The 24,181-nt window shown below is 69.6% G+C and carries 22 protein-coding genes; 9 read left to right on the forward strand and 13 right to left on the reverse strand.

From position 1 onward, the window contains the following. Nucleotides 1-22: 22 nt before the first annotated feature. A complete protein-coding gene (locus ACIBJH_RS02480; protein WP_399114990.1) occupies nucleotides 23-1,039 on the forward strand; it encodes a sigma-70 family RNA polymerase sigma factor in 1,017 nt (338 codons plus the stop codon). Here ACIBJH_RS02480 and ACIBJH_RS02485 read toward each other — a convergent pair. Then, entirely contained in the window at nucleotides 923-1,273 is a 351-nt protein-coding gene (locus tag ACIBJH_RS02485) for an STAS domain-containing protein (RefSeq protein WP_399114991.1), read from the reverse strand. The genes ACIBJH_RS02480 and ACIBJH_RS02485 overlap by 117 nt on opposite strands. A 151-nt stretch (nucleotides 1,274-1,424) precedes the next feature. Here ACIBJH_RS02485 and ACIBJH_RS02490 point away from each other — a divergent pair, with 151 nt between their 5' ends. Beyond that, nucleotides 1,425-2,345 carry an AEC family transporter gene (locus ACIBJH_RS02490; protein ID WP_399114992.1) on the forward strand — a complete coding sequence of 307 codons (921 nt, stop codon included), beginning with the start codon at nucleotides 1,425-1,427 and terminating at the stop codon, nucleotides 2,343-2,345. Between the two features lie 197 nt (nucleotides 2,346-2,542). After that, nucleotides 2,543-3,268: an alpha/beta hydrolase gene (locus ACIBJH_RS02495; RefSeq protein WP_399115581.1), complete on the forward strand. Its 726-nt coding sequence runs from the start codon at nucleotides 2,543-2,545 to the stop codon at nucleotides 3,266-3,268. 74 nt (nucleotides 3,269-3,342) lie between these two features. On the opposite strand, the gene ACIBJH_RS02500 is transcribed toward ACIBJH_RS02495, so the two are convergent. The 8 genes from ACIBJH_RS02500 to ACIBJH_RS02535 all read right to left on the reverse strand — a co-directional run bounded on the left by ACIBJH_RS02500 (nucleotide 3,343) and on the right by ACIBJH_RS02535 (nucleotide 13,275). After that, nucleotides 3,343-4,635: a thymidine phosphorylase gene (locus ACIBJH_RS02500; RefSeq protein ID WP_399114993.1), complete on the reverse strand. Its 1,293-nt coding sequence runs from the start codon at nucleotides 4,633-4,635 to the stop codon at nucleotides 3,343-3,345. Nucleotides 4,636-4,719: 84 nt separating this feature from the next. Next, entirely contained in the window at nucleotides 4,720-5,139 is a 420-nt protein-coding gene (locus ACIBJH_RS02505) for a cytidine deaminase (protein WP_399114994.1), read from the reverse strand. Further along, nucleotides 5,136-6,398 (reverse strand): ABC transporter permease, encoded by a 1,263-nt coding sequence (locus tag ACIBJH_RS02510; RefSeq protein WP_399114995.1) that lies wholly within the window; start codon nucleotides 6,396-6,398, stop codon nucleotides 5,136-5,138. Before ACIBJH_RS02510 ends, ACIBJH_RS02505 begins: the two co-directional genes overlap by 4 nt. After that, on the reverse strand, nucleotides 6,395-7,519 hold the full coding sequence (locus ACIBJH_RS02515; protein ID WP_399114996.1) for an ABC transporter permease: 1,125 nt from the start codon (nucleotides 7,517-7,519) through the stop codon (nucleotides 6,395-6,397). The genes ACIBJH_RS02510 and ACIBJH_RS02515 overlap by 4 nt, the downstream gene beginning before the upstream one ends. Continuing rightward, entirely contained in the window at nucleotides 7,516-9,138 is a 1,623-nt protein-coding gene (locus tag ACIBJH_RS02520; protein ID WP_399114997.1) for an ABC transporter ATP-binding protein, read from the reverse strand. Before ACIBJH_RS02520 ends, ACIBJH_RS02515 begins: the two co-directional genes overlap by 4 nt. Before the next feature lie 276 nt (nucleotides 9,139-9,414). Continuing rightward, complete coding sequence (locus ACIBJH_RS02525; protein WP_399114998.1) at nucleotides 9,415-10,473, reverse strand: BMP family protein; 1,059 nt, start codon at nucleotides 10,471-10,473, stop codon at nucleotides 9,415-9,417. Between the two features lie 228 nt (nucleotides 10,474-10,701). Then, the gene (locus tag ACIBJH_RS02530; protein ID WP_399114999.1) at nucleotides 10,702-11,748 is read right to left on the reverse strand and encodes a BMP family protein; all 1,047 of its coding nucleotides are present in this window, start codon (nucleotides 11,746-11,748) and stop codon (nucleotides 10,702-10,704) included. Nucleotides 11,749-12,036: 288 nt separating this feature from the next. Next, the gene (locus tag ACIBJH_RS02535; RefSeq protein WP_399115582.1) at nucleotides 12,037-13,275 is read right to left on the reverse strand and encodes a M20 family metallopeptidase; all 1,239 of its coding nucleotides are present in this window, start codon (nucleotides 13,273-13,275) and stop codon (nucleotides 12,037-12,039) included. A gap of 323 nt (nucleotides 13,276-13,598) precedes the next feature. Here ACIBJH_RS02535 and ACIBJH_RS02540 point away from each other — a divergent pair, with 323 nt between their 5' ends. Genes ACIBJH_RS02540 through ACIBJH_RS02550 form a run of 3 tightly spaced genes read left to right on the forward strand, consistent with a single transcriptional unit; the run spans nucleotide 13,599 to nucleotide 15,439 of the window. Beyond that, nucleotides 13,599-13,820, forward strand: a complete 222-nt coding sequence (locus ACIBJH_RS02540; protein WP_399115000.1) for a hypothetical protein — start codon at nucleotides 13,599-13,601, stop codon at nucleotides 13,818-13,820. A gap of 29 nt (nucleotides 13,821-13,849) precedes the next feature. Continuing rightward, nucleotides 13,850-14,533: a class I SAM-dependent methyltransferase gene (locus tag ACIBJH_RS02545; RefSeq protein ID WP_399115001.1), complete on the forward strand. Its 684-nt coding sequence runs from the start codon at nucleotides 13,850-13,852 to the stop codon at nucleotides 14,531-14,533. A 48-nt stretch (nucleotides 14,534-14,581) separates the two neighbouring features. After that, a complete protein-coding gene (locus tag ACIBJH_RS02550; protein WP_399115002.1) occupies nucleotides 14,582-15,439 on the forward strand; it encodes a hypothetical protein in 858 nt (285 codons plus the stop codon). A gap of 15 nt (nucleotides 15,440-15,454) precedes the next feature. On the opposite strand, the gene ACIBJH_RS02555 is transcribed toward ACIBJH_RS02550, so the two are convergent. The 4 genes from ACIBJH_RS02555 to ACIBJH_RS02570 are packed head-to-tail and all read right to left on the reverse strand — an operon-like array spanning nucleotide 15,455 to nucleotide 20,219. Continuing rightward, the gene (locus ACIBJH_RS02555; protein WP_399115003.1) at nucleotides 15,455-16,552 is read right to left on the reverse strand and encodes a hypothetical protein; all 1,098 of its coding nucleotides are present in this window, start codon (nucleotides 16,550-16,552) and stop codon (nucleotides 15,455-15,457) included. A gap of 60 nt (nucleotides 16,553-16,612) precedes the next feature. Then, nucleotides 16,613-17,551, reverse strand: a complete 939-nt coding sequence (locus tag ACIBJH_RS02560) for an N-acetylneuraminate synthase family protein (RefSeq protein WP_399115004.1) — start codon at nucleotides 17,549-17,551, stop codon at nucleotides 16,613-16,615. Between the two features lie 14 nt (nucleotides 17,552-17,565). After that, nucleotides 17,566-18,867, reverse strand: a complete 1,302-nt coding sequence (locus ACIBJH_RS02565) for a cytidylyltransferase domain-containing protein (RefSeq protein ID WP_399115005.1) — start codon at nucleotides 18,865-18,867, stop codon at nucleotides 17,566-17,568. Nucleotides 18,868-18,899: 32 nt separating this feature from the next. After that, nucleotides 18,900-20,219: a DUF6716 putative glycosyltransferase gene (locus tag ACIBJH_RS02570; protein WP_399115006.1), complete on the reverse strand. Its 1,320-nt coding sequence runs from the start codon at nucleotides 20,217-20,219 to the stop codon at nucleotides 18,900-18,902. 198 nt (nucleotides 20,220-20,417) lie between these two features. Between ACIBJH_RS02570 and ACIBJH_RS02575 the strand changes: the two genes are divergently transcribed. The 3 genes from ACIBJH_RS02575 to ACIBJH_RS02585 all read left to right on the forward strand — a co-directional run bounded on the left by ACIBJH_RS02575 (nucleotide 20,418) and on the right by ACIBJH_RS02585 (nucleotide 24,126). Continuing rightward, nucleotides 20,418-21,395: a glycosyltransferase family 2 protein gene (locus ACIBJH_RS02575; protein ID WP_399115007.1), complete on the forward strand. Its 978-nt coding sequence runs from the start codon at nucleotides 20,418-20,420 to the stop codon at nucleotides 21,393-21,395. Then, nucleotides 21,392-22,729 (forward strand): polysialyltransferase family glycosyltransferase, encoded by a 1,338-nt coding sequence (locus ACIBJH_RS02580; RefSeq protein ID WP_399115008.1) that lies wholly within the window; start codon nucleotides 21,392-21,394, stop codon nucleotides 22,727-22,729. Before ACIBJH_RS02575 ends, ACIBJH_RS02580 begins: the two co-directional genes overlap by 4 nt. Before the next feature lie 221 nt (nucleotides 22,730-22,950). After that, nucleotides 22,951-24,126 carry an acyltransferase family protein gene (locus ACIBJH_RS02585; RefSeq protein ID WP_399115009.1) on the forward strand — a complete coding sequence of 392 codons (1,176 nt, stop codon included), beginning with the start codon at nucleotides 22,951-22,953 and terminating at the stop codon, nucleotides 24,124-24,126. The last annotated feature ends 55 nt before the right edge of the window (nucleotides 24,127-24,181 follow it).

The following is a 24,181-nucleotide window of genomic DNA, read 5'->3' on the forward strand; positions in this document are numbered from 1 at the left end:
ACAGGGGTGGGTGGGCGAGACCATGAGCGACGGCACCGCGACGACGACAGACCTCGACATGAGGCTGGAGAAACACCGCGTCGAGCTGACCGGGTACTGCTACCGCATGCTCGGCTCCTCCTTCGAGGCCGAGGACGCGGTGCAGGACACGATGGTCCGCGCCTGGCGCAGCTACGACAAGTTCGAGGGGCGGTCCAGTCTGCGGTCCTGGCTGTACCGGATCGCGACCAACGTCTGCCTGGACATGCTGTCCGCGGGCAACAAGCGGGCGCGTCCCGTCGACCTCAGCGACTCCACCCCGCTCGCCCAGGCCGCGCTGTCGCCCCGCCCGGACAACACCTGGCTGGAGCCGATGCCCGACGCGCGCGTGCTGCCCACTGTCACCGACCCGGCGGAGGCGGCGGTCGCCAAGGAGTCGGTGCGGCTCGCGTTCATGGCCGCACTTCAGCAACTGCCGCCCAAACAAAGGGCGGTGCTGATCCTGCGCGAGGTGCTGGCCTGGCGGGCCAATGAGGTCGCCGAACTGCTCGGCACCTCGGTCGCGTCGGTCAACAGCGCGCTGCAGCGGGCCCGCGCCACCCTCGCCGAGCGGGACGAGAAGGCGGCCGACGCTGCCGTCTCCGACCCGCTGGACGAGGAGCAGAAGAAGCTTCTGGAGCGGTATGTCGCGGCCTTCGAGGGCTACGACATGGCGGCCCTGACGGCGTTGCTGCACGAGGACGCCATCATGACGATGCCGCCGTTCGACCTGTGGCTGACCGGCCACGACGACATCACGGGCTTCATGACGACGATCGGCGCCGCCTGCGAGGGCTCCCGCCTGATCCCGGTGGAGGTGAACGGCCTGCCGGGCTTCGCCCAGTACAAGCCGGACCCGGAGGCGGGCGGCTTCAGCCCGTGGTCGGTGCAGGTCCTGGAGATCTCAGACGGCAGGCTCACCGGGTTCCACTTCTTCCTGGACACCAAGCGCTGGTTCCCGCTGTTCGACCTGCCCCTCCATCTCGAAGCGGAGTCCGACCAGATCGAGGAGGGCGCGTAGTCCGGGGCTGGGCCCGCGCAGCCTGATCCGGCCACCGGCCCGGCGCGCGGTCAGTTCGAGGCGGGCCAGGAGATCGACGGTGCCGAGCCCGGGCGGCCCGGGTCCCAAGGTCTCGACCCCGACGAGGACGACCCCGGCACCGGTCGTCTCCAGCAGCCGCCGCACCTCGTCGCAGAGCCGCGCCACCTCGTCACGGGTGACGGGGCGGTTCGGCACGAGTACAGCGGGTGTCATGGCGTCCACGATCGGTAGACCGGGTGGGCGGTCGTAACTCATCGGGAGCCACCGCCTAGGTTTGCTGTATGCCCCACGGATCAGCCCCGCCCTGGATACCCGACGCCCTCCCGCGCGCCGCAGCCGCAGCCGCGACCGCCGAGGGGGCGCCGTGCAGGGGGTGTTGACCGGCTTCGCGGTCATCGGCGTCGTCATCGCCGTCGGCTATCTGCTCGGCCTGCGCGGCTCCCTCGGCGAGAACGGCCGTGACGTACTGACCAGGCTGGCCTTCAACGTGGCCTCCCCGGCCCTGCTGTTCACCACCCTCGCGCGGGCCGACCTCTCGGTGGTCTTCTCCAGCTGGCTGCTCGTGACCGTGCTGAGCACGGCGGCGGTGGCGGGCGTGTTCGTGGCGGTGGGGGTGGCCCGCGGCTGGGGCGTGGGCCGTACGACGATCGGCGCGCTCTGTTCCGGCTACGTCAACTCCGGCAACCTCGGCATCCCGATCTCGGTGTACGTCCTGGGCAACGCCTCGCTGGTGGCCCCGGTCATGCTGTTCCAGCTCGTCGTGGTCAGCCCCCTCGCCCTCACGATCCTCGACCTGTCGGACCGGGGCGACAAGGATCCCTGGTGGCTACGGCTGCTCACGCCCGTACGCAACCCGGTCGCGGTCGGCTCCCTCGCCGGGGTCGCGGTGGCCGCGTCCGGCGTGCACCTCCCGGGCCCGGTGATGGACCCCCTCACCCTGATCGGCAACATGGCCGTACCGGCCGTACTCCTCGGCTTCGGCATCTCGCTGCGCGGAAGTGCGGTGCCGGCGCGCGGAGTCGAGCGGTGGCCGGTGCTGCTGTCGGTCGCCCTGAAGTCGGTGGGACAGCCTGCGATCGCCTGGGCGCTGGCGGTGGGCGTGTTCGGCCTGCACGGGGCGGCGCTGCTCGACGTCGTAGTGACGTCGGCGCTGCCCGGTGCGCAGAACCTGTACACGTACGCGAGCCGCTATCGCGTGGGCGAGGGGCTGGCCCGGGACTCGATCCTGCTGTCGACGATCCTGTCGGTGCCGGTGCTGGTGGTGATCGCGGCGCTGCTCGGGTGAGCCGCCGCGCATAAAACCCGTTGGCGGAGTACCACGGCCGCTGCTACCTTTCCCGTGGCCGTGCGAGAGAACGAGGAGGTGGTACCCGTGAACACATCAACGACATGGGTGCTCTCCTCCGGGGTCACGGTCGGGCGATAGGTCGTCCGGGAGCGCCGTTCTGCGTACTCCCGAAAGGCACGACCATGGACACGACCCTGCGGTTCACCTCCGAGCAGCGCCTCGACGACGGCGTCCTCGAACGCGAATTCACCCTCGGCGAGATCCCCGGCACCCTGTGGACGCCCGACTCCACCGCACCGGCCCCGCTGATCCTCATCGCCCACAACAACGGCCTGCCCAAGTCACAGCCCCGGCTCATCGCCCGGGCCCGGGCCACCGCGGCGGCCGGCTACGCGGCGGTCACCATCGACGCCGCGGGCTGCGGCGACCGTCCCCGTTCCGCGGCCGACGCGGAGCTTCGCGCCGACCTCGGCCGGGCGATGCGGGCCGGTGAGCCGACCGACGAGATCTTCGAGTCGCTGGTCGGCCCGCTGGTCGAGAACGCGGCCCCGGAATGGCTGACCACACTGGACGCCGTCCTCGCACTGCCCGAGGTCGGCGGCCCGATCGGCTACTCCGGGTGGACGGCCCTCGGCATCCGCCTCGCGGTGACCGAGCCGCGCATCACGGCGGCCGGTTTCTTCGCCGGGGGTTACGTCCCCCGCGCCCAGCGCGAGGAGGCCAAGCAGGTCACCGTCCCGCTGCTGCTCCTGCTCCAGTGGGACGACGAGGGCAATCCGCGGCAGCGGGCCCTGGACCTGTTCGACTCCTTCGGCACCCAGGAGAAGACCCTGCACGCCAACATGGGCGGGCACACGGGCACCCCGGCGTTCGAGTCGGAGGACGCTTTCCGGTTCCACGCCCGGCATCTGAAGAAGTAGGGCCGGGGCCCAAGTAAGCGGGAGGGGCCGGGACTTGAAAGCCCCGGCCCCTCCCCCACTTCCCCGAAGACCGATCAGGCGATGCGCTCCAGCACCACCGGCGAAGCCGTGAACTCGGTGCCCGCGGCGCCGATGTCGTACGAGCCCTCGACCGCCTCCAGGGCGTACGCGAAGCGCTCCGGGGTGTCGGTGTGCAGGGTCAGCAGGGGCTGGCCCGCTGTCACCACGTCGCCCGGCTTGGCGTGCATCTCCACTCCCGCGCCCGCCTGCACCGGGTCCTCCTTGCGCGCACGCCCCGCGCCGAGGCGCCAGGCGGCGATGCCGATGTCGTAGGCGTCGAGGCGGGTGAGGACACCGGAGGCCGGGGCCGTCACGACGTGCTGCTCGCGGGCCACCGGCAGCTCCGCGTCCGGGTCGCCGCCCTGGGCCGCAATCATCCGGCGCCAGACGTCCATCGCCGAACCGTCGGCCAGGGCCTTCGCCGGGTCGGCGTCCTTGATGCCGGCCGCGTCGAGCATCTCGCGGGCCAGGGCGATGGTCAGTTCGACGACGTCGGAGGGGCCGCCGCCCGCCAACACCTCTACGGATTCCCGGACTTCGAGGGCGTTGCCGGCCGTGAGACCCAGGGGGGTGCTCATGTCCGTCAGGAGCGCGACCGTCTTCACGCCGTGGTCGGTGCCCAACCCGACCATCGTGGACGCCAGTTCACGCGCGTCCTCGATCGTCTTCATGAACGCGCCCGTGCCGACCTTCACGTCCAGGACCAGGGAGCCCGTGCCCTCGGCGATCTTCTTCGACATGATGGACGAGGCGATCAGGGGGATCGCCTCCACCGTGCCGGTCACATCGCGGAGCGCGTACAGCTTCTTGTCGGCGGGGGCCAGGCCGTCCCCCGCCGCGCAGATGACCGCGCCGGTGCCCTCCAGGACGGACAGCATCTCCTCGTTGGAGAGCAGTGCGCGCCAGCCGGGGATCGACTCCAGCTTGTCGAGGGTGCCGCCGGTGTGGCCGAGGCCGCGGCCGGAGAGCTGCGGAACGGCCGCGCCGCAGGCCGCGACGAGGGGGGCCAGCGGGAGGGTGATCTTGTCGCCGACGCCGCCCGTGGAGTGCTTGTCGGCGGTCGGGCGGGAGAGGGACGAGAAGTCCATGCGCTCGCCGGAGGCGATCATCGCGGCGGTCCAGCGGGCGATCTCGGAACGGTTCATGCCGTTGAGGAGGATCGCCATGTTGAGGGCGGCCATCTGGTAGTCGGCCACCTCCCCGCGGGTGTACGCGTCGATGACCCAGTCGATCTGCTCGTCGCTCAGTTCACCGCGGTCCCGCTTGGTACGGATGACGGAGATGGCGTCCATCGAGACTTGCGCCATGGCTTGGATTTCCTTCCGGGCGTTCAGAAAATGCGCGGCCCCGCCGAGTGAGCCGTTGGTCAACTCAGCGGGGCCGCACGGGAGTTACCTGGTGAGATGGTCCGGCCCGAAGGCCTGCGGGAGCATCTCCGAGAGCGGCAGGACGCCCACCGGTGTCTCCACCAGCAGACCGGGACCGCCGAACTCGTACAGCAGCTGGCGGCAGCGGCCGCACGGGACGAGGATGTCGCCCTTGCCGTCGACGCAGGTGAAGTGCGTCAGCCGGCCGCCGCCGGTGCGCTGGAGGTCGGACACGAGCCCGCACTCCGCGCACAGGCCGAGGCCGTACGACGCGTTCTCCACATTGCAGCCGGAGACCGTGCGGCCGTCGTCGACCCGGGCGGCGACCCCGACGGGGTAGCCCGAGTACGGCGCGTAGGCGTGGGACATCGCTTCCCGCGCCTCGGACCGCAGTTCGTCCCAGTCCACGGGGGATCCGGCGAACTCGGCGGCGGACGACGTCACTTGCCCTGTCCCTTCCGGTACGGCAGGCCGTCCGCCTTCGGCATCCGCAGATGCTGTGCGGACAGCGAGAGGACCAGCAGGGTGACGATGTACGGGCTGGCGCCGACCAGTTGGGTCGGGACCTGGTCGGTGGTGGCGTACCAGACGAACATCAGGGCCGCGACGGCGGCGGTGATGCCGGCCGGGACGTACCGCTTCTTCCACACCAGGTAGGCGCAGCCGGCCACCAGCAGGAAGCCGAGGAGCAGGATCAGCGCGTGGACGTTGGTGGCGCCGCCGCGCAGATTGAGGCTGTCGGTGTAGCCGAACAGGCCCGCGCCGAGGGCGAGTCCGCCCGGCATCCAGTTGCCGAAGATCATCGAGGCGAGGCCGATGTAACCCCGGCCGCCGGTCTGGCCGTCGAGGTAGACGTTCGAGGCGACGATCGACAGGAAGGCACCGCCGAGGCCGGCGAAGCCGCCGGAGATGATCACGGCGATGTACTTGTACTTGTAGACGTTGACGCCGAGGGACTCGGCGGCCACCGGGTTCTCGCCGCAGGAGCGGAGCCGGAGACCGAAGGCGGTGCGCCACAGGACCCACCAGGTGGCGGGGACCAGGGCGACCGCGATGACGGTGAGCGGCGACAGGTTGGTGACCAGACCGCCGACGAGACCGGCGATGTCGGAGATCAGGAACCAGTGCTTCCCGTTGAGCGTGTTCAGCCAGCTGGAGAGGCCGGGGATGTCGAAGTTGCCGAGCGAGTCGATGGGTGGGGACTGCTTGGCGGAGCCCTCGGAGGTGTTGGCGAAGGTGAACTTCGACAGATAGCGGGTGATGCCGAGCGCCAGGATGTTGATGGCGACACCGGAGACGATGTGGTTGACGTTGAACGTCACGGTGGCGATGGCGTGCAGGACGGCGCCGAGGCAGCCGCCGAGGATGCCGAAGACGACACCGGTCCACGGGCCCCACTGGTAGCCGGCCCAGGCGCCGAACCAGGTGCCGAGGATCATCATGCCTTCGAGGCCGATGTTGACGACGCCCGCGCGCTCGGCCCACAGACCGCCGAGACCGGCGAGGCCGATCGGCACGGCCGCCCTGAGGGCCGTGGACATCTGGCCGGTGGAGGTGATGCCGTCCGCGCCGGTGATCAGGCGGACGATCGAGGTGAGGATCAGCGCGCCCGCGATGATCAGCAGGAGCACGGGGAGGGAGAATCGGCGTCCGCCCTTGCCGGGCTGCTTCGCCTGCGGCTTGGCGATGGTCGCGGTACTCATCGGGCCGCCACCTCCTTCTTCTCGGAGTTGTTCCGGGCGGCGGCGAGTTCGGCGCCGACGCGGCTCTGCTGGCGGCGCAGGCCCCAGGTGCGGACGACCTCGTAGGAGATGACGACCGCGAACACGATCAGGCCCTGCATGATCGTCGCGATCTCCTTCTCGTACGCCACCGGGGTCGCGTAGTCGAGGGCGGGCGACGCCTTGTCGAGGAAGGCCCACAGGAGGGCGGCCAGTGCGATGCCGCCGGGGTTGTTACGGCCCAGCAGGGCGATGCCGATGGCGGTGAAGCCGAGGCCCTCGGGGAAGGTGAGGCTGTAGGTGTGGCTGTCGCCGAGCAGCAGCGGCAGACCCGCGAGACCGGCGACACCGCCGGAGATCAGCATCGCGGTGAGCGTCATGCGCTTGGCGTCGACACCGGAGGCTGCCGCCGCGGTCTCGGACTCGCCGGTGGCGCGCAGGTCGAAGCCGAAGCGGGTGCGGTTGAGGACGAGCCAGTACAGGACGCCCATGATCACGGCGAGGAAGACCAGGCCGTAGATCTCGCCGGTGTCCGCGCCCATGTCGATGCCGGGGATCCAGCCGGACTTCTTCATGATGCCGGTCGTCATGTTGTTGCCGACCTGGACGCCCCACGTGTTGGTCTGCGTGAGGTAGAGGATCAGGCTGGTCGCGATGGCGTTCAGCATGATCGTGGCGACGACCTCGCTGACCCCGCGGGTGACCTTGAGGACGCCCGCGATACCGGCCCAGAAGGCGCCGGTGAGGATCGCGACCAGGAGCAGCAGCGGCACCTGGAGGACGGCCGGCAGGCCGATGTGCGCGCCGACGACCGCGGTCATCACGGCGCCGAGCCGGTACTGGCCGTCGACGCCGATGTTGAACAGGTTCATCCGGAAGCCGAGGGCGACCGCCAGGGCGGCGATGTAGTACATCGACGCCTGGTTGATGATCAGCACCTGGATGTCCGAGTACCCGATCTGCTGGAGCATCAGGCGGTACGGCTCGATCGGGTTCTTGCCCGAGGCGAGCAGCACGACCGAGGTCAGCAGGATCGCCGCGACAAGCGCCATGACCGGGCCGGCCACGGCGAGGAGCAGCCGCTCCTTGTCGAACTTCTTCATCGGGCCTCGTCCTCCGGGGCAGTGTCGTCGGCGCCGTCTTCTGCGGACTCTTCGACGTGTTCGAGGTGACCGGACGCGGCGCCGGTCATGGCCGAGCCGAGTTCCTCGGGTGTGACGGTGGCCGGGTCGGCGTCGGCGACCAGCCTGCCGTCGTAGATCACGCGCAGGGTGTCCGACAGGCCGATCAGCTCGTCGAGGTCGGCGGAGATCAGCAGGACGGCGAGGCCCTCGCGGCGGGCCGCGCGGACGTGGTCCCAGATCGCGGCCTGCGCGCCGACGTCCACACCGCGGGTGGGGTGGGCGGCGATCAGGAACTTCGGCGTGTGGCTCATCTCGCGGCCGACGATCAGCTTCTGCTGGTTGCCGCCGGAGAGGGAGGCGGCGGTGACGTCGATGCCGGGGGTGCGGACGTCGTACTCCTCGACGATCCGGCGGGTGTCGGCCTGGGCGCCCTTGATGTCGAGCCAGACGCCCTTCGCGTTGGGCGTCTCGGTGACGTGGCCGAGGATGCGGTTCTCCCACAGCGGGGCTTCCAGGAGGAGGCCGTGGCGGTGGCGGTCCTCGGGGATGTAGCCGATGCCGTGCTCGCGGCGGCGGCGGGTGGCCCAGGCGGTGATGTCCTCGCCGAGGAAGGCGATGGTGCCGGAGTCGGCGTTCTTCAGGCCGATCAGCGCGTCGATCAGCTCGGTCTGGCCGTTGCCCTCGACGCCGGCGATGCCCATGACCTCACCGGCGTGGATGGTGAAGGTGACGTCGTCGAGGACGCGCTTGGCGTCGCCGCCGACGGCCGCGTCGCCGACCAGTCCGCCGCCGACGGGCTCCGACTCGGGGCCGAGGGCGGCGCCGGCGGCGTAGACGGTGAGGTTTTTGACCTCGATGACGGGCTGGTCGGTGACGGTCGACTCGGCCGTCTCGGGGGTGGGGAGTTCGCTGCCGACCATCATCTCGGCGAGCTGCCGGGAGGTCGTCTCGGCGGGGACGGCCGTGCCGACCGTCGTACCGCGCCGGATGACGGTGATCTCGTCGGCGACCGACAGGACCTCGCCCAGCTTGTGCGAGATGAAGATGACGGCGAGGCCCTCGGACTTCAGCTCGCGCAGGTTGCTGAAGAGGGCGTCGACCTCCTGCGGGACCAGGACGGCGGTGGGCTCGTCGAGGATCAGGGTGCGGGCGCCGCGGTAGAGGACCTTGAGGATCTCGACGCGCTGGCGCTCGGCGACGCCGAGGCTCTCGACCAGGATGTCCGGGCGGACGTTCAGGCCGTAGCGGTCGGAGATCTCCTTGATCTTCTTGCGGGCGCCGCCGCCGATGCCGTAGAGCTTCTCGCTGCCCAGGACGACGTTCTCCAGGACGGTGAGGTTGTCGGCGAGCATGAAGTGCTGGTGGACCATGCCGATGCCGCGGGCGATGGCGTCGGCGGGCGACGAGAAGGTGACCTGCTCGCCGTCGACGGCGATGGTGCCCTCGTCCGGCTTCTGCATGCCGTAGAGGATCTTCATCAGGGTCGACTTGCCGGCGCCGTTCTCGCCGACGAGGGCGTGCACGGTGCCTTTTCGGACACTGAAGCGGATGTCGCTGTTGGCGACGACACCGGGGAAGCGCTTGGTGATACCGGCCAACTCGACCGCGGTCGACTGTGCGGTGAGCGGAGGGCTGCTGGACGCGTCGATGGCGAACTCTCCTCGTGGAAAGGGGCCTCTCTACGCGCGTAGCGCCCCTGCTTTAAATAGTGCCCGGACCTGACCGGCTTTGTTTGACATCCGATCCGTTCCGAGCATTCTGCCGCGAGAACGGGGCGCGGGGAGACATCCTCCCCACACCCCGTTCCGTGGCCGTAACGCTGTCATTACAGCGCTCTTTTGGCCATGGTCCTTACGGCCCGAATGGGCTCGGGATCAAGAGGTCTTGACCGTGATCGAGCCGTCCTTGATGCCGGCCTCGGCCTTCTTGAGGGCGGCCTGGAGGGTGGCGTTGTTCTTGAAGGTCGGGTTGGAGTCGGCCAGGCCGACGCCGCCGTTGCTCAGCGAGCCGCGGATCTCGCCGTTGAGCGGCTTCTTGTCCTTGATGACGGACTTGGCGAGGTCGTAGACCGCACCGTCGACGTTCTTCAGCGCCGAGGTGAGGATGTACGGCTTGTAGGCGGCCAGCGCCTTCTGGTTGTACTGGTCGGAGTCGACGCCGATCGCCCACACCTTGTGCGCGGCGGCGGCCTTGATGACGCCCTGGCCGGAGAGACCCGCGGCGGCGTAGACGACGTCCGCGCCCGCCTCGATCTGGCCCTCGGCCGCGCTCTCGCCCTTGTCGGGGCTGGAGAAGCCGCCCTCGGCCGCGGTCTGGGTCAGGTACTGCGCCTTGACCTTCACGCCCTTCTTGGTGTCCGCGACACCTTGGGCGAAGCCGGCCTCAAACTTGTGGATCAGCGGGACGTCCACGCCACCGACGAAGCCGACGGTGTTGGTCTTCGTGGTGAGCGCGGCGGTGACGCCGGCCAGGTAGGAGGACTGCTCCTCGTGGAAGACCATGTCGGCGACGTTGTCGGCGACGATGGTGTTGTCGTCGATGATGCCGAAGGTGATCTTCGGGAACTTCGCGGCGGCTTCCTTGACGGCGGGCGCGTAGGCGAAGCCGACGCCGATCACCGGGTTGTAGCCGGAGCGGGCCAGCGTCTCCAGGCGCTGCACCTTGTCCGCGTCGGACTCGCCGTCCTGCGGCTCCACGTCCCGGCCGCTGACGCCGAAGTCCTTCTCGGCCTTGGTGAAGCCCGCGTACGCGGCGTCGTTGAAGGACTGGTCGCCCTTGCCGCCGACGTCGTAGGCGAGGCCAATACCCTTGGAGGTACCGCTGCTGCTACTGCTGCTGGTGGACGAGCTGGACGAGCTGCCACAGGCGGAGACGGTGACGGCAAGAGCTGCGGTTGCAACGCCTGCAACGGCGATACGGGACACCCGGCGCATGGAACGAGACTCCTTCGTGCAAGCGCCCCAACCAGGCGCTGGTTCCGTCGCAGAGTAACGCGCGTAGACATGGTGGAGAACCCCAACTTGCCAGAGCGTTATCCGACCGTTTTGAACCTTTGCCAAACGCCAACCACCCGGATGGCGGACACGGAGAACACGGGGAGCCCCGGGACCGTTTCGGTCCCGGGGCTCCCCGGTGTCGGCGTCAGAAGGGCGGTGTCACCCTCACTTGGTCGTGGTGGCGACCGTGACCTTGCCGTCGATGATGTCCTGCTTGGCCTTGTCCACCGCGGCGACGGCGGCGGTCATGGCCTTGTACTTCGGGTTGGTGTCGGAGAAGCCGACGCCGTCGTTGTCGAGGCCGTAGCGGATCACGCCGGTCTTCGGCTTGCCCTCGTACACGGACTTCACCAGGTCGTAGACCGCGCCGCCGACGTTCTTCAGCGCCGAACCCAGGATCGAGTCCTTGTACTTGGCGAGCGCCTTCTGCTCGTACTGGTCGGAGTCCACCCCGATGGCCCACACACCCTTGGCGGAGGCCTCGGAGATGACACCCTGGCCGGAGAGACCGGCGGCGGCGTAGATGACGTCCGCGCCCGCCTCGATCTGGCCGCTGGCCGCGTCCTTGCCCTTGTCGGGGCTGGAGAAGCCGCCCTCGGCAGCGGTCTGCGTCAGGTACTGCGACTCGATCTTGATGCTGGGGTTGACGGACTTGGCGCCCTGGTCGAACCCGGCTTCGAACTTGTGGATCAGCGGGACGTCGACGCCGCCGATGAAGCCGATGTGGTTCTTCTTGGTCGCCTTGGCCGCGGCGACGCCCGCCAGGTACGAGGACTGCTCCTCGTGGAAGACGAGGTCGGCCACGTTGGCGGCCTTGTCCTGCTCGTCGTCGATGATGCCGAACGTGATGTTCGGGAACTTCGCGGCGGCCTCCTTGACGGCGGGCGCGTAGGCGAAGCCGACACCGATCACCGGGTTGTAGCCGGCCGTGGCGAGGCTCTCCAGGCGCTGCACCTTGTCCGCGTCGGACTCGCCGTCCTGCGGCTCGATGTCGCGGCCGGTGAGGTTGAACTCCTTCTCGGCCTTCTGGAAACCGGCGTAGGCCGCGTCGTTGAAGGACTGGTCGCCCTTGCCGCCGACGTCGTAGGCGAGGCCGATGCCCTTGCCGGTGTACTTGCCGGTCGAGGACGACGAACTGTCGCTGGCCTTGTTGGCATCCTTGCTGGAGCTACCACAGGCGGTAGCCGCAAGGGCGATGACAGTGACGGCCACCGCGGCTTGGGAGAACTTCGTCCTCCGAGATGTATGACGCACAGCAAGCACTCCTTCGTCCTCACGGCACCGTCACCGGACCGCTTCCCCAACGCGCCGCCTCTGTGGCGATTTCCGCGCACAGTAACGCGCGTAGACGAGGAGGGGAACGGGGTTTCTCCTTGCCGTTACCGGATCGTGCCGCCGCCGCGTTACGTTCACGCGCCGGTGGTTACACCCGGGTGACACAAGGGGACGTAGGGGTACCGAACGGGCGCCTCTACGTCCCCCGTCCCTCTCAGGTCCCTCTCAGAGAGCCGCGTCGATCAGCGCGGCGGCGGTGAACATCTCCACGCCGACCGTGATCGCGGACTCGTCGGCGTCGAAGTCGCCCTGGTGGAGATCCCGTACGGTCCGCTCCCCCGGGGTGCGCACGCCCAGCCGGGCCATGGCGCCGGGCACGTGCTCCAGATACCAGGAGAAGTCCTCGCCGCCCAGGCTCTGCTCGGTGTCCTCGACGGAGAGGGGACCGCGCCGGGCGACCATGGCATCCCGCAGCAACTCGGTGACCAGCGCGTCATTGACCACGGGCGGAACCCCGCGCACGTAGTCGATCACCGTCTTGGCCCGGTGCAGGCCGGCGACCTCGTCGATCGCCGCGTGCACGATGTCGGGCGCCCGCCGCCAGGCGTCGAGATCGAGACACCGTACGGTGCCCGACAGTTCGGCGTGCTGCGGGATGACGTTGGGGGCGTGACCGGACTCGATCCTGCCCCAGGTCACGGACACCCCACTCCGCGCGTCCATACGGCGGGCGACGAGCGCGGGCACGTCGGTGGCGACCCGGGCCGCGGCGGTGACGAGGTCGGTGGTGAGATGCGGCCGGGCGGTGTGCCCACCGGGCCCGTCGAGCGAAACCTCCAGCCGGTCGCAGGCGGACGTGATGGGCCCCACCCGCAGCCCGATCTTCCCGCTGTCCACCTTGGGATCGCAGTGCACGGCGATGATCCGCCCGACCCCCTCCAGCACCCCGCACTCGATGGCGTCGGCGGCACCGCCCGGGAGGACCTCCTCGGCGGGCTGGAAGAGCAGCCGCACCGGCCGGGGCAGCAGCCCCTGCTCGTGCAGCCGGGCAAGGACCAGACCGGCACCGAGCACCACGGTCGTGTGCACGTCGTGGCCGCAAGCGTGGGCGCGGTCGGGCACGGTGGAACGGTACGCGCAGTCACGCTTCGTGTCCGGGATGGGCAGGGCGTCGATGTCGGCGCGCAGCGCGAGCACGGGTACGCCGCTCTCGCGCGGCCCGATGTCACAGACGAGACCGGTCCCGATGGCGAGCACACGCGGTTCGAGACCGGCCCGCTCCAGCCGGGCCTTGATCGCGGCGGTGGTCCGGAACTCCTGATTGCCCAGCTCGGGGTGCATGTGCAAGTCCCGGCGGAACGCGACGAGTTCGGCCCGCAGGGCCTCCGGCAGGGTGCCCGGAAGCACATTCCCGACGGATTCGGCCTCGGACCCTGCCTCGGATTCCTCGGACTCTGGTGACATCAATTGCTTCACCCTCTGAAGGGTAGGGCGCCCGGGTGGTCAACTGACCCTCGATCAACAAAAGTTCAACCCGTTAGTCGAAGAAAATCTGACCGTCGGCCGCATAGCTGCTTGAGGAGATGGGTAGGCTCTTCCCTCTTCCTGGGATACCACGCCCCACCCTGCACAGCGTGCGCCGTCCGTATCCCGGAATCATCACCGCCGCACGACAGTACGGACACGCAGCGCAGCCGACGCCTCCGACCTGGGCACTCTTCGTCCTGTGACGGCACCTGGGGGCCCCGATGGAGGCATGCGGCTGCGGCGAGGACCAGATCCCTTGGATGTTGACGAAATTCGGCTTCCTCGGCACGGCGGGACTGGTCCTGGCCGTACTCGTCATCATGATCCTTGCGGGATGGGCGCTGGCGACGGTGGTGTGGCTGATCCGCCGCCGGACGGAGGACACCGGGGCGCCGGGCACCCCGGGCACCGCCGCGTCCGGCCCCGACGATCCCGGGCACGGCGAACTGGGCGGCTTCACTTGGCGCGATGAAGATCCCTGAGCCGCGAGCCGTTGGTAGGGTCCGCCGACGTGACCGACCCGAACGCGGATCTCGCCGCGGACTTCATAGAGGCCACCCGCTCCTCCTACGACACGATCGCGCCCGCGTACAGCGCCGAACATCCGGACGGCCTGGGCGACGGCCCCCTCGAAAGCGCCCTGCTGAACGCCTTCGCGGACCTAGTCCGTACGGCGTCGGACACGGCACCGGTGGCCGACGTGGGCAGCGGCCCCGGCTATGTGACAGCCCGCCTGAACGCCCTCGGCCTCCAGGCCTTCGGCATCGACATCTCCCCGCACATGGTGGCACTGGCCCGCGAGGCCCATCCCCGACTCCGGTTCGAGGTCGGCTCGATGACCTCCCTGGACGTACCCGACGCGACACTGGGCGGCATCATCGCCCTCTACTCCACGATCCACATCCCGGACACCGAACTGCCCGGCGTCTTCAAGGAGTTCCAACGGGCCCTACGCCCCGGCGGCCAGATCCTCCTCGCCTTCCAGGCCTCGGACGGCGAACACATCCACATGACGGAGCGCTACGGCCTGGACATCTCGCTCGACTACTACTTCCGGACTCCGGCGGAGGTGGCCGGTTTCCTCACGGGGGCGGGCCTGACGCTGGACGCGCAGGTGCGGGTGGAGCCACGGGGAGCGCAGAGGTTGGGGCGGGCTTTCGTGGTGGCTCACAAGCCGGGGGAGGCGGCTGATTAGGAGGCCCCTTTCGGGCGGCTCCCGCTGCGGCCCGAGATCCTGGAACCCGTGTTCAAGGTTCTGGAGGTCCCGTTATCCGCATCCGCCAAGGCGACCGTGGACGCCGTCACCACGGACGTGACGGAGACCCGGCCGCTGGAACGGCGCGTGGACACGGTCCTGCGCATCGGCCAGTCCGACGGTGAGGACTTCCTGCTCGCCATCGAGGCGCAGTCGGACAAGAAGGAGGCGAAAGCGGCGAGTTGGGCGTACTACATCGCCTACCTCCAGGACAAGTACCGCCTGCCCGTGCTGCTTCTCGTGGTCTGCCAGGACCGGGCCACGGCCAAGTGGGCGGTCGGTCCCTTCGATTGCGGCACGAGCGAATGGACGGCTCTGCGGATCTATCCGCTCGTCGCCGGGCCGGACAACCTGCCGTTGATCACCGACACCAGGACCGTGGCACAGAAGCTCGCCCTGGCCGTCCTCTCCGCCGTGGCCCACGCCCGCAACCCCGAGTGCGGCGCCATACTGGAGGCGATCGGCACCGTCCTCCAAGAACTCCAGGAAACGGACCCCGAGACGGTCGGGTACTTCGCCGAGTTCCTGGAAATCAACCTGGGTAGCACCCCCGCCGGAATGCAGCGGAAGGAAATCATGTCGTTCGTCAGCTACTTCCCAGGCCGGGGAACGGTCCGTGAGACGGCCTACTTTGAGGGCAGGGCCGCAGGCGAGGCCAAGGGAATCCTCTTCGTGCTGGAGGCTCGCGGCATCCCAGTACCGGACAGCGTGCGCGAGCGCGTCACCACCTGCACCGATCTCGACCGCATGGACGCCTGGTTGGAGCGTTCCCGCACGGTCGAGCGGGCGGAGGATCTGTTCGCCGAGGGCCCGGAGCCTCCGGGGACCGGGCCCGAGGCGGCCTGATCCCCGCCCCTCCCCCTACGCCGCCGTAACCGCCGACAACCGATGCACATCCTTCGCCGTCCCCGTGACCCCCGACAGGAACCCCTGCGCCCGAGGCGAGGCGTTCTCCGTCAGCCAAGCCGGGTCGATGTCGCAGACCGCGACGCGGACCTCCGTGCCCACCAGGGCCAGTGGCAGCGTGTGGACCACAGTCGAGGGAAAACTCAGGATCGTACGGCCGATGGGGCCCCGCCGGGCGATCAACTCCAGCGGAAGATCCGGGCGGACGATCTCCAGGCCCGTTTCGACCGCCAGCCGGTGCAACTTCTCGGTGCTTTCCCTTCGATGCGCGAAGTACCGCGTCGCGCCGTGGGTCTTGGCGAGGGCGGTGACCGCCTCGACGTAGCGGTCGGCGTCCACCACGCCCGTTTCGACGAGGGACGTGCCGACCATGTCGGCGCCCTTTGTGATGCGGGGCGGGCCGAAGGTGGCGCGGGTCCAGGCGAACTCGTTCGCCGTGATCGTGACGCCCTCGGGAGTCTCCTCGATCGGCATGGAGGAGAAGATCTCCACCGTGCGGCGGGGGCTGGGGGTCAAACGGCGGCGGGCCGAGGACGACACCGGGGCGAAGATCAGGTCTCGGGGGCCCGGTCGGCCGCCCTTGCGGTGCCAGCGGACCAGGCGTTCGCCGCTGGCGAGTTGGGCCACGAACTCCATCGTGGCCGTGCCGTCGTCGACCACCACCAGGTCGCGTGCCCTGGTGATGGTGAGCAGGAGTTGTACGTAGCGCGAGAACGGGTCGCCCATGACGATCCGGTCCGCCTTGCGGAGGAGTCGGGTGAGGCCACCGATGGTCTGGAAGGGGGCCGCGGGTCCGCCCCGGGCCTCCTCCCAGCGCACGGTGTGGCCCTCGTCGCGGGCGAGGTCGGCCATGCGGCGCAGCTGGCCGCGGGTCATCGGGTCGGTCGGGGACAGGACCACGAGGGTGAGCCCCCCGCCGGGCACCCCGGACGCCTCCTCGGTTCGGGGCGCACGCAGATGCGCCCACTCCAGCACGTTCAGCAGCTGTACCGGACTCTCCACGAACGCGAGAGTGTGGGGGGTGAGGCCGGCCGTGCCGGCGTGGGGGCTCATTGTCGTACGACCGTCCCGTGACCGTAAGTGACGCTGGCGCTGGCTCTTGATGACTCGGACTCAGACCGAGACCGGCTCGCCCGCCGCCGCGGCGATCTCCGCCTCGGCGATCACGCCGGTGACGCGGCGGAGCTTCTTCATCGGGCCCAGCTCCGAGTCGTAGACCTTCTTGACGCCGTCGCCGAGGGAGGCCTCGATGGTGCGGATGTCGCGGACGAGGCGGGTCAGGCCCTGCGGCTCGACGGAGGCGGCCTGGTCGGAGCCCCACATGGCGCGGTCGAGGGTGATGTGGCGCTCGACGAAGGTGGCGCCCAGGGCGACCGCGGCGAGGGTGGTCTGGAGGCCCGTCTCGTGGCCGGAGTAGCCGATCGGGACGTTGGGGTACTCGGCCTGGAGGGTGTTGATGACGCGGAGGTTGAGCTCCTCGGCCTGCGCGGGGTAGGTCGAAGTGGCGTGGCACATCAGGATGTTGTCCGAGCCGAGGACCTCGACCGCGTGGCGGATCTGCTTCGGCGTCGACATGCCGGTGGAGAGGATGACCGTGCGGCCGGTGGCGCGGAGCGAGCGGAGCAGCTCGTCGTCCGTGAGGGACGCGGAGGCGACCTTGTGGGCGGGGACGTCGAACTTCTCCAGGAAGGCGACGGCCTCGGTGTCCCACGGGGAGGCGAACCAGTCGATGTTCTTGGACTTGGCGTAGTCGTCGATCTGGCGGTACTCGTCCTCGCCGAACTCCACGCGGTGGCGGTAGTCGATGTAGGTCATGCGGCCCCAGGGGGTGTCGCGCTCGATGTCCCACTGGTCGCGCGGGGTGCAGATCTCCGGGGTGCGCTTCTGGAACTTGACGGCGTCGCAGCCGGCTTCGGCGGCGGCGTCGATCAGCTTGAACGCGTTCTCCAGCTCACCGTTGTGGTTGATGCCGATCTCGCCGACGACGTAGACGGGGTGGCCGGGGCCTGCGGTCTTCGAACCGAACTGGCGCAGACGGGAGTTGTTGCTCATGACAGCGGGTTTCCTTACTTGGTGAGGGAATCGAGAGAGGGGCCGAGGATCCAGCTGGCGATCTCTCGGACAGCGCCGTCGCCACCGGGCACGGTGGTGACCGCGCGTGCGGCGCCGCGTACGACGTCGTGGGCGCTCGCGACCGCCACGGGCCAGCCCACGAGGGCGAAGCACGGGAGGTCGTTGACGTCGTTGCCGACGTAGAGCACGCGCTCCGGCGCGATGCCCTGCTCCTCGCACCACTGCTTGAGTGCGAGGTCCTTCCGGTCGATGCCGTGCAGGACCGGGAGTTGGAGCTTCCGGGCCCGGGCGGCGACGACCGGGTTCTGCTCCGAGGACAGGATCAGCATCTTCAGCCCGGTCTTGCGCAGGGCCGCGATGCCGAGTCCGTCGCCGCGGTGCACGGAGACGAACTCCCGTCCTTCGGAATCGATCAGCACCCTGTCGTCGGTCTGGGTGCCGTCGAAGTCGAGTACGACCGCGTCGATGTCGTCGGCGGTCGGGAGCGAACCGGGGCGGTCCGCGTCGAACAGCGGGGCCAACGCCCTTGCCCGCGCCAGCTCATGGGGGTCGTCGATCTCCAACACCCTTGCGGGGTCGGTCCGTACGAGTTCCGTGCGGCCGAAGAAGCGGTGGCCGACCTTGCGGAAGCCGGCCGCGTCCATGCCGTAGACGGCGCCGGTCTCCAGGAAGTCCTGGGGGCGGTCCTGGCGGCGTGGGCGGAAGGACTTGTCGTGGTTGACGCCGTAACCGCCGCTGGTGACGGGCGGGTTGGCGACCTTCGTGCCGCCACCCACTTCACCGGTCCGCGTCGGCTCGACGACCGTGGTGGCCTCGTCGTCCGCGTCGCGCCACACGAAGCCGTGGAAGGGGGCGACGGTGTGCGCGGTGTCGGCGCCGTTCGCGACGATCGCGTTCACGATGCCGTCGACGTCCTCGCGGACGATGAAGGGGCTGGTGCACTGCACGAGCAGGACGACGTCCACGGCCGCGCCGTGCAGCGCCTCGTGGGCGTCCATGGCGTGCAGGACGGCGGCCTCGGAGGTCGCCGTGTCGCCGGCGATCGCGGCGGGCCGCAGCACGACCTCGGCGCCGGCCTGGCGGGCGGCGGCGGCGATGGCCTGGTCGTCGGTGGAGACGACCACGTCCGTCACCAGCCGCGAGGCGCGGCACTCACGGACGGCGCGGGCCACCAGCGGTACTCCGCCGACGGGCGCGAGGTTCTTGGCGGGGACGCCCTTGGAGCCGCCGCGTGCGGGGATCACCGCGAGCACCCGGCGCATCGAAACGCCTTGGCCCGCTTGCGGGTTGGACATGGGCTCTACTCCTTGAGCGGGACTGTCGGCGTTCACAGCTCCCCCATCCGGCGGATGACGGGCGCCACGCGCTGCACGCCGTGGCGGTAGGCGCCGCGGGCGGCCCGGCGCACGATCTGCCGGACGGGCCCCGGCTCCTTGTCGGCGGCGGGGGCGCCGGGCAGCGGGGTGCCGTCGGGGCCGAGGTGGTGGCGGGCGAGGATGCCGGGCAGATAGCCGGGGGCTGTCTCGGGTGTGTAGTACGGCTTCAGGGCGGGCATGTCGCCGCCGGCCAGCAGCTTGGCGATGCGCTCCCGGGCCGCGTCGAAGGCCGTCTCGTACGATCCGTCGGCCAGCACTCCCTGCCGGGCGACCCACTCCGCGTCCGGCACCGGCTTGTGCCCGGCGTCCAGTTGCTCCCAGGAGGCGAGGCATCCGGAGCCGACGAAGTGGTGGTTGCCGAGTCCCTCGCGGATGCCGAGGTCGGTCAGCACGACGGTGGGGATACGGCGGTGCAGGGACTCCAGGGCGGCCGTCGAGCTGATGGTCACCAGGAGGTCGGTGCGGTCGAGCACCTCGCCCATGTGCCCGTACACCAGGCTGAAGTTGGCGGGCAGGTCCTTGCCCTGGACCAGCTTCTGGTAGGGCAACTCCTCGATGTGCGTGGTGTGTTCGCCGGGCTTGGAGCGCAGCTTGAGGAGGACCTCGCGGTCCGGGTGGAAACGGGCGTGCTGGATCGCCCGGTTGAGCAGGTAGTCGCGGTCCCGGCGGTTGTCGGGCACCGAGGGCTGTACGGCGAAGACGACGGTGTACGGGTCGTGTTCGCCGGTGTAGGTGTCCCCGCCGAGGAACGGCAGGGCGACCTCGGTCACCGCGGAGGAGTCGGCGCCGACCCCGTCGTAGACCTCGCGGAAACGGTCCGCGTCCTGGCGGGAGTTGGCGAGGACGAGGTCCGCGCCGTGCCGCAGCAGCAGGCCGTCCGCGAGCTTCTCGTAGACGACTCCGACATAGCCGGTGACGACGACGGGCCGCTCGGTGCGCCCGTGCCAGACCCGTGCCAGACCGTGCAGCATCGCCTGGACCCCGCCGCCCACGAGGGAGAGGACGAGGATGTCGTACTGATCCTCGGGGCCTCGCTCCATGGCGCGCAGGAACTCGACGGCGGTCACCTCGCGGAGGGAGTCCGCGGTGACGCCGACTTCCTTCAGCTGGCGGGCTGTTGGGGTGGCACGACCCCGCAGGAGGTATCCGTCCAAAGAGATGTCCGAATTCGGCGGAGCGATGCGATTCGCGGTGAGCGAACCCCATTTCCACCGGGTGTCGGAATCCGCGAGGACGGCGACTCGCAGGGTCTGCGTTGCACTTGCTGGCACACCGAAGACGCTAGGAAGCCATTCCGTTGCTCGGCCCAACCCGAGGGCAACAAACGGTTAACAGCACAACGCCGAATAGCGAACCGGCACAGGAACGGGCCTCGAAAAAACCCGGTACACAGGTTCGCCACGTGTCGTTCACCCAAAATCAAGGTGACAGTAAAGACGGATGACGGGCCGCCGCCTAATGTCACTCCCGTGGTCAAGCTCTCCGTCATCGTGCCGTTCTACAACGTGCAGCAATACGCGCCCGACACCCTCAGGAGCCTGCGGGCGAACGCGCGCGCGGACTTCGAATTCATTCTCGTCGACGACTGCTCGCGCGACGGGACACCCGACATTCTCGCGCGCGCGGAGCGCGAGTTGCCAGGCGCGGTGCATGTCAGACACGAGAAGAACGGAGGACTGGCGACCGCGCGCAACACCGGGATCGACAAGGCCCGGGGGGAGTATCTGACGTTCCTCGACGGCGACGACTGGCTCGCCCCCGGATACTTCCCCCAACTGGTGGACGCCATCGAGGAGTTGGGCTGCGACTTCGTGCGCACGGACCATGTCCAGTGCACCGCGCGGGCCCGCACCATCCAGCGGATGCCGCACGGCAGACGCGGCGTCGTGATGAATCCGCGCGAGGCGATCCTGCCCGCCGACCGGTCCACCTCCGTCGACTACGCGTACGCCTGGGCGGGCATCTACCACCGCCGGCTGGTCGACCGCGGACTGCTCCACTTCACCGACGGGCTGCGCACGGCCGAGGACCGGCCGTGGATCTGGAAGCTGCACCGGGAGGCGGAATCGTTCGCCGCGGTGAGCCTGCTCGGCGTCTTCTACCGGCGCGGGGTCGCCTCCTCCCTGACCCAGATCGGGGATGTCCGTCAGCTCGATTTCATTCGCGCTTTCGACCAGGTCATCGAGGAAACCGCACAGGACCGGGACGCGGACAAACTGCTCCCCAAGGCCGTCCGTACATATTGCGCAATCATTTCCCATCATCTGGGATCCATCGAAAGGTTCGAGCCGGCGGTGGCGAGAAAACTGAAGTCGATGAGCGCCGTCGCCCTGCGACGCATGCCACAGGACGTGGTGGACGAGGCGCTCGACTCCATGGACATCCAGCGCGCGACGAGGCTGCGCCGGCTGCGCCGCCGTCCCGCCGCCGCGGGGGCCGCCGCGTGAGGACCCAGATCTTCCTGGCGTCGACGCTGTACGGCAACGCCACCCTGGCCGCCGCCCTCGACTCCGACTGCTTCCGCCCCGCCGACCGGCGCATCCTCCTGGTCTGCAACAACGCGGCGACCCCCGAGACCACGCCCGGCTTCGACGAGGCCCCCGGTTTCGAGCGGCTGCGGGAACGCTTCGACGACGTGCTGTCGTGGAACGAGACCATCTCCCCCTTCCACCCCGGCGGTTGGGCCCCCCGGCTCGACGACGTCCCGCTGTGGGAGCGCCATCTGCGGCTCCTGTGGAACCTCGGCGACGACGAGGTGGAGTTGGTCGTCGAGTCGATCCAGGTCAACCCGGCGCTCGGCGTCTGCCAGATCTTCACCGGCGCCCCCGTCACCGTCTACGCCGACGGCCTGATGAGCTACGGCCCGACCCGCAACAAGATCGACCCGCTGGTCGGGACCCGGGTGGACCGGCTGCTCCACCTGGACCTCGTACCGGGCCTCACCCCGCTGCTGCTCACCGAGTTCGGCGTCGAGCCGGAGATCGTCCCGACCGACGCCTTCGTCAAGGTGCTGGCCGAACTCGGCGACACCGCCGACGAGTTGCCGCCGCTCCCGGACGAACCGGCCCTGCTCCTGGGCCAGTACCTCTCCGCGCTCGACATCCTCACCGCCGAGGAGGAAGAGGACCTGCACGTCCGGATGCTCAAGGGCGTGGTCCAACTCGGCCACACGCGTGTGGTGTTCAAGCCGCACCCCTCGGCACCGGCCCGCTGGTCGCGCGCGCTGGAGCAGGAGGCGGAGAGGCTCGGCGCCGACCTCACGGTCCTCGACACCCCGGTCCTCGCCGAGGTCCTCTACCAGCGGCTGCGGCCGGTCCTGGTCGTCGGCTGCTTCTCCACGGCGCTGCTCACCGCGAGCGCGCTCTACGGCCTGCCGGTCGCCCGCATCGGCACGTCGACGCTGCTGGACCGGCTGACGCCGTACGAGAACAGCAACCGGGTGCCGGTGACGATCGTCGACGCGCTGGTGCCCGAGCTGACCGACAAGGCGGCGGTCACCGAGCAGCGCGAGGGCATGGCCGTGGCGGTGCTCAACGAGCTGGTACGGGCCGTCGGTTACGCGATGCAGCCGAAGATCTACCCGAACCTGCGCCCGGCCGCCGAGGCCTATCTGACCCGGCGGCTCAACGCGCACAGCTGGCGCTACTTCAAGCGCAAGCGCCTCACCTCGCTGGCGCTGCCCGGCGCGGTACCGGCCCAGCTCGCGTTCATCCCGCGCAACGCGACCGTCCGCCGGGTGGCCCGGCGGGCCCGGCTGCTGAAGCGGGGCGTGAGCCGCTGACGCGGGGCGTACGAGGCACCGGCGGGCCGGCTCCCCAGGGGCCGGCCCGCCGCCTTTACACGTGAGCTGTTGCGGTGGCCCCACAAGGTTGGGTACGCGCAGGCGAAACCTGGGTGAACGGACGCGGACGGGGTGACGAAGGGTCGCGGCGAGAGCGCAAACCCGGCCGGATGTCGTTCTAGTGTGCTGAGACCGAGCCAAGTCCCATCGAGGGGAAACCTGTGATCGACACGCCCGCGGACACCCGGGAGAACCCGACGGGCACCGTGGTCCGCGCCGTCCTGCCGCCGGCCGCCGAGGAGCTGCCCCCGGCCGAGCCGCCGCAGCCGCCCAGGCGCCGGGAGACCCGCCTCCGCGCCCTCGACGGACTGCGCCTGGTCGCCGCGCTGATGGTGGCGGCCTACCACTACGGCGGCCGTGACGGCGAGGTCGTCCAGGCGTGGGGCACTTCGCCGAGACACCAGTTCCCCACCCTGCACTCGCTGTTCTCGTACGGCTGCCTCGGTGTGCAGGTGTTCTTCGTGATCAGCGGCTTCGTCATCTGCATGAGCGGCTGGGGCCGCCCGCTGCGCTCCTTCTTCGCCTCCCGCGCCTCCCGGCTGCTGCCCGCGTACTGGGCGGCGATCCTCATCATCACGGGCGTCTTCGCGCTGCCGATGGTGGCGTACAAGGCCGCCGCGCCCAGCGACGTCCTGGTCAACCTGACCATGCTGCAGATGCCGTTGGGCGTCGACCGGGTGCTCGGCGTGTGCTGGACGCTGTGGGCGGAGATCCGCTTCTACGCCCTGTTCGCCCTGTGCGTCGTACTGCCCGGCGCGAACCGGCGGCGCGTGATCATGTTCTGCGCCGGCTGGACGCTGGCCGCGGCGATCACCCAGGGCGCCAAGTCGCCGCTGCTGGACATCATCCTGATGCCCGAGTACGCGCCGTACTTCATCGGCGGCGTCGGCCTCTACCTCGTGCACCGCGACCGCAAGGACGCCTACGCCTGGGGCATCGTCGCCGTCAGCTGGCTGATCGGCCAGCACTACGCGGTGGCCCGGCTGTGGCACGCGCCCAACGACACGGCGTTCTCCAACCGCTCCGCCTGGGGCATCATCCTGGTCGTCACCTTCGGCTATGTCGCGGTCGCCGCGATCGCCCTCGGCTGGCTGCGCTGGGCGAACTGGCGCTGGCTGACGGTCGCGGGCGCGCTGACGTACCCCTTCTATCTCGTCCACGAGCACCTTGGCTGGGTCGTCATCAAGGCCTACCACCGAGACCTGGGCATCCCGTCGTACGCGACCGTCGTGCTCACCGTCTTCACGATGCTGCTGTTGGCCTACGCGCTGAACCGCGTCGTCGAGAACCGGCTGACACCGAAGCTGCGCTCGCTGCTGTCGACACCGCGCAACTGACGGACCCCTCCGCACAGGTGCCGCACTGGAATTGGCCTGTCATTCATCTCCGCGC

Origin of the sequence: Streptomyces sp. NPDC050548 (genome assembly GCF_044457385.1) — a bacterium.
GTDB lineage: Bacteria > Actinomycetota > Actinomycetes > Streptomycetales > Streptomycetaceae > Streptomyces.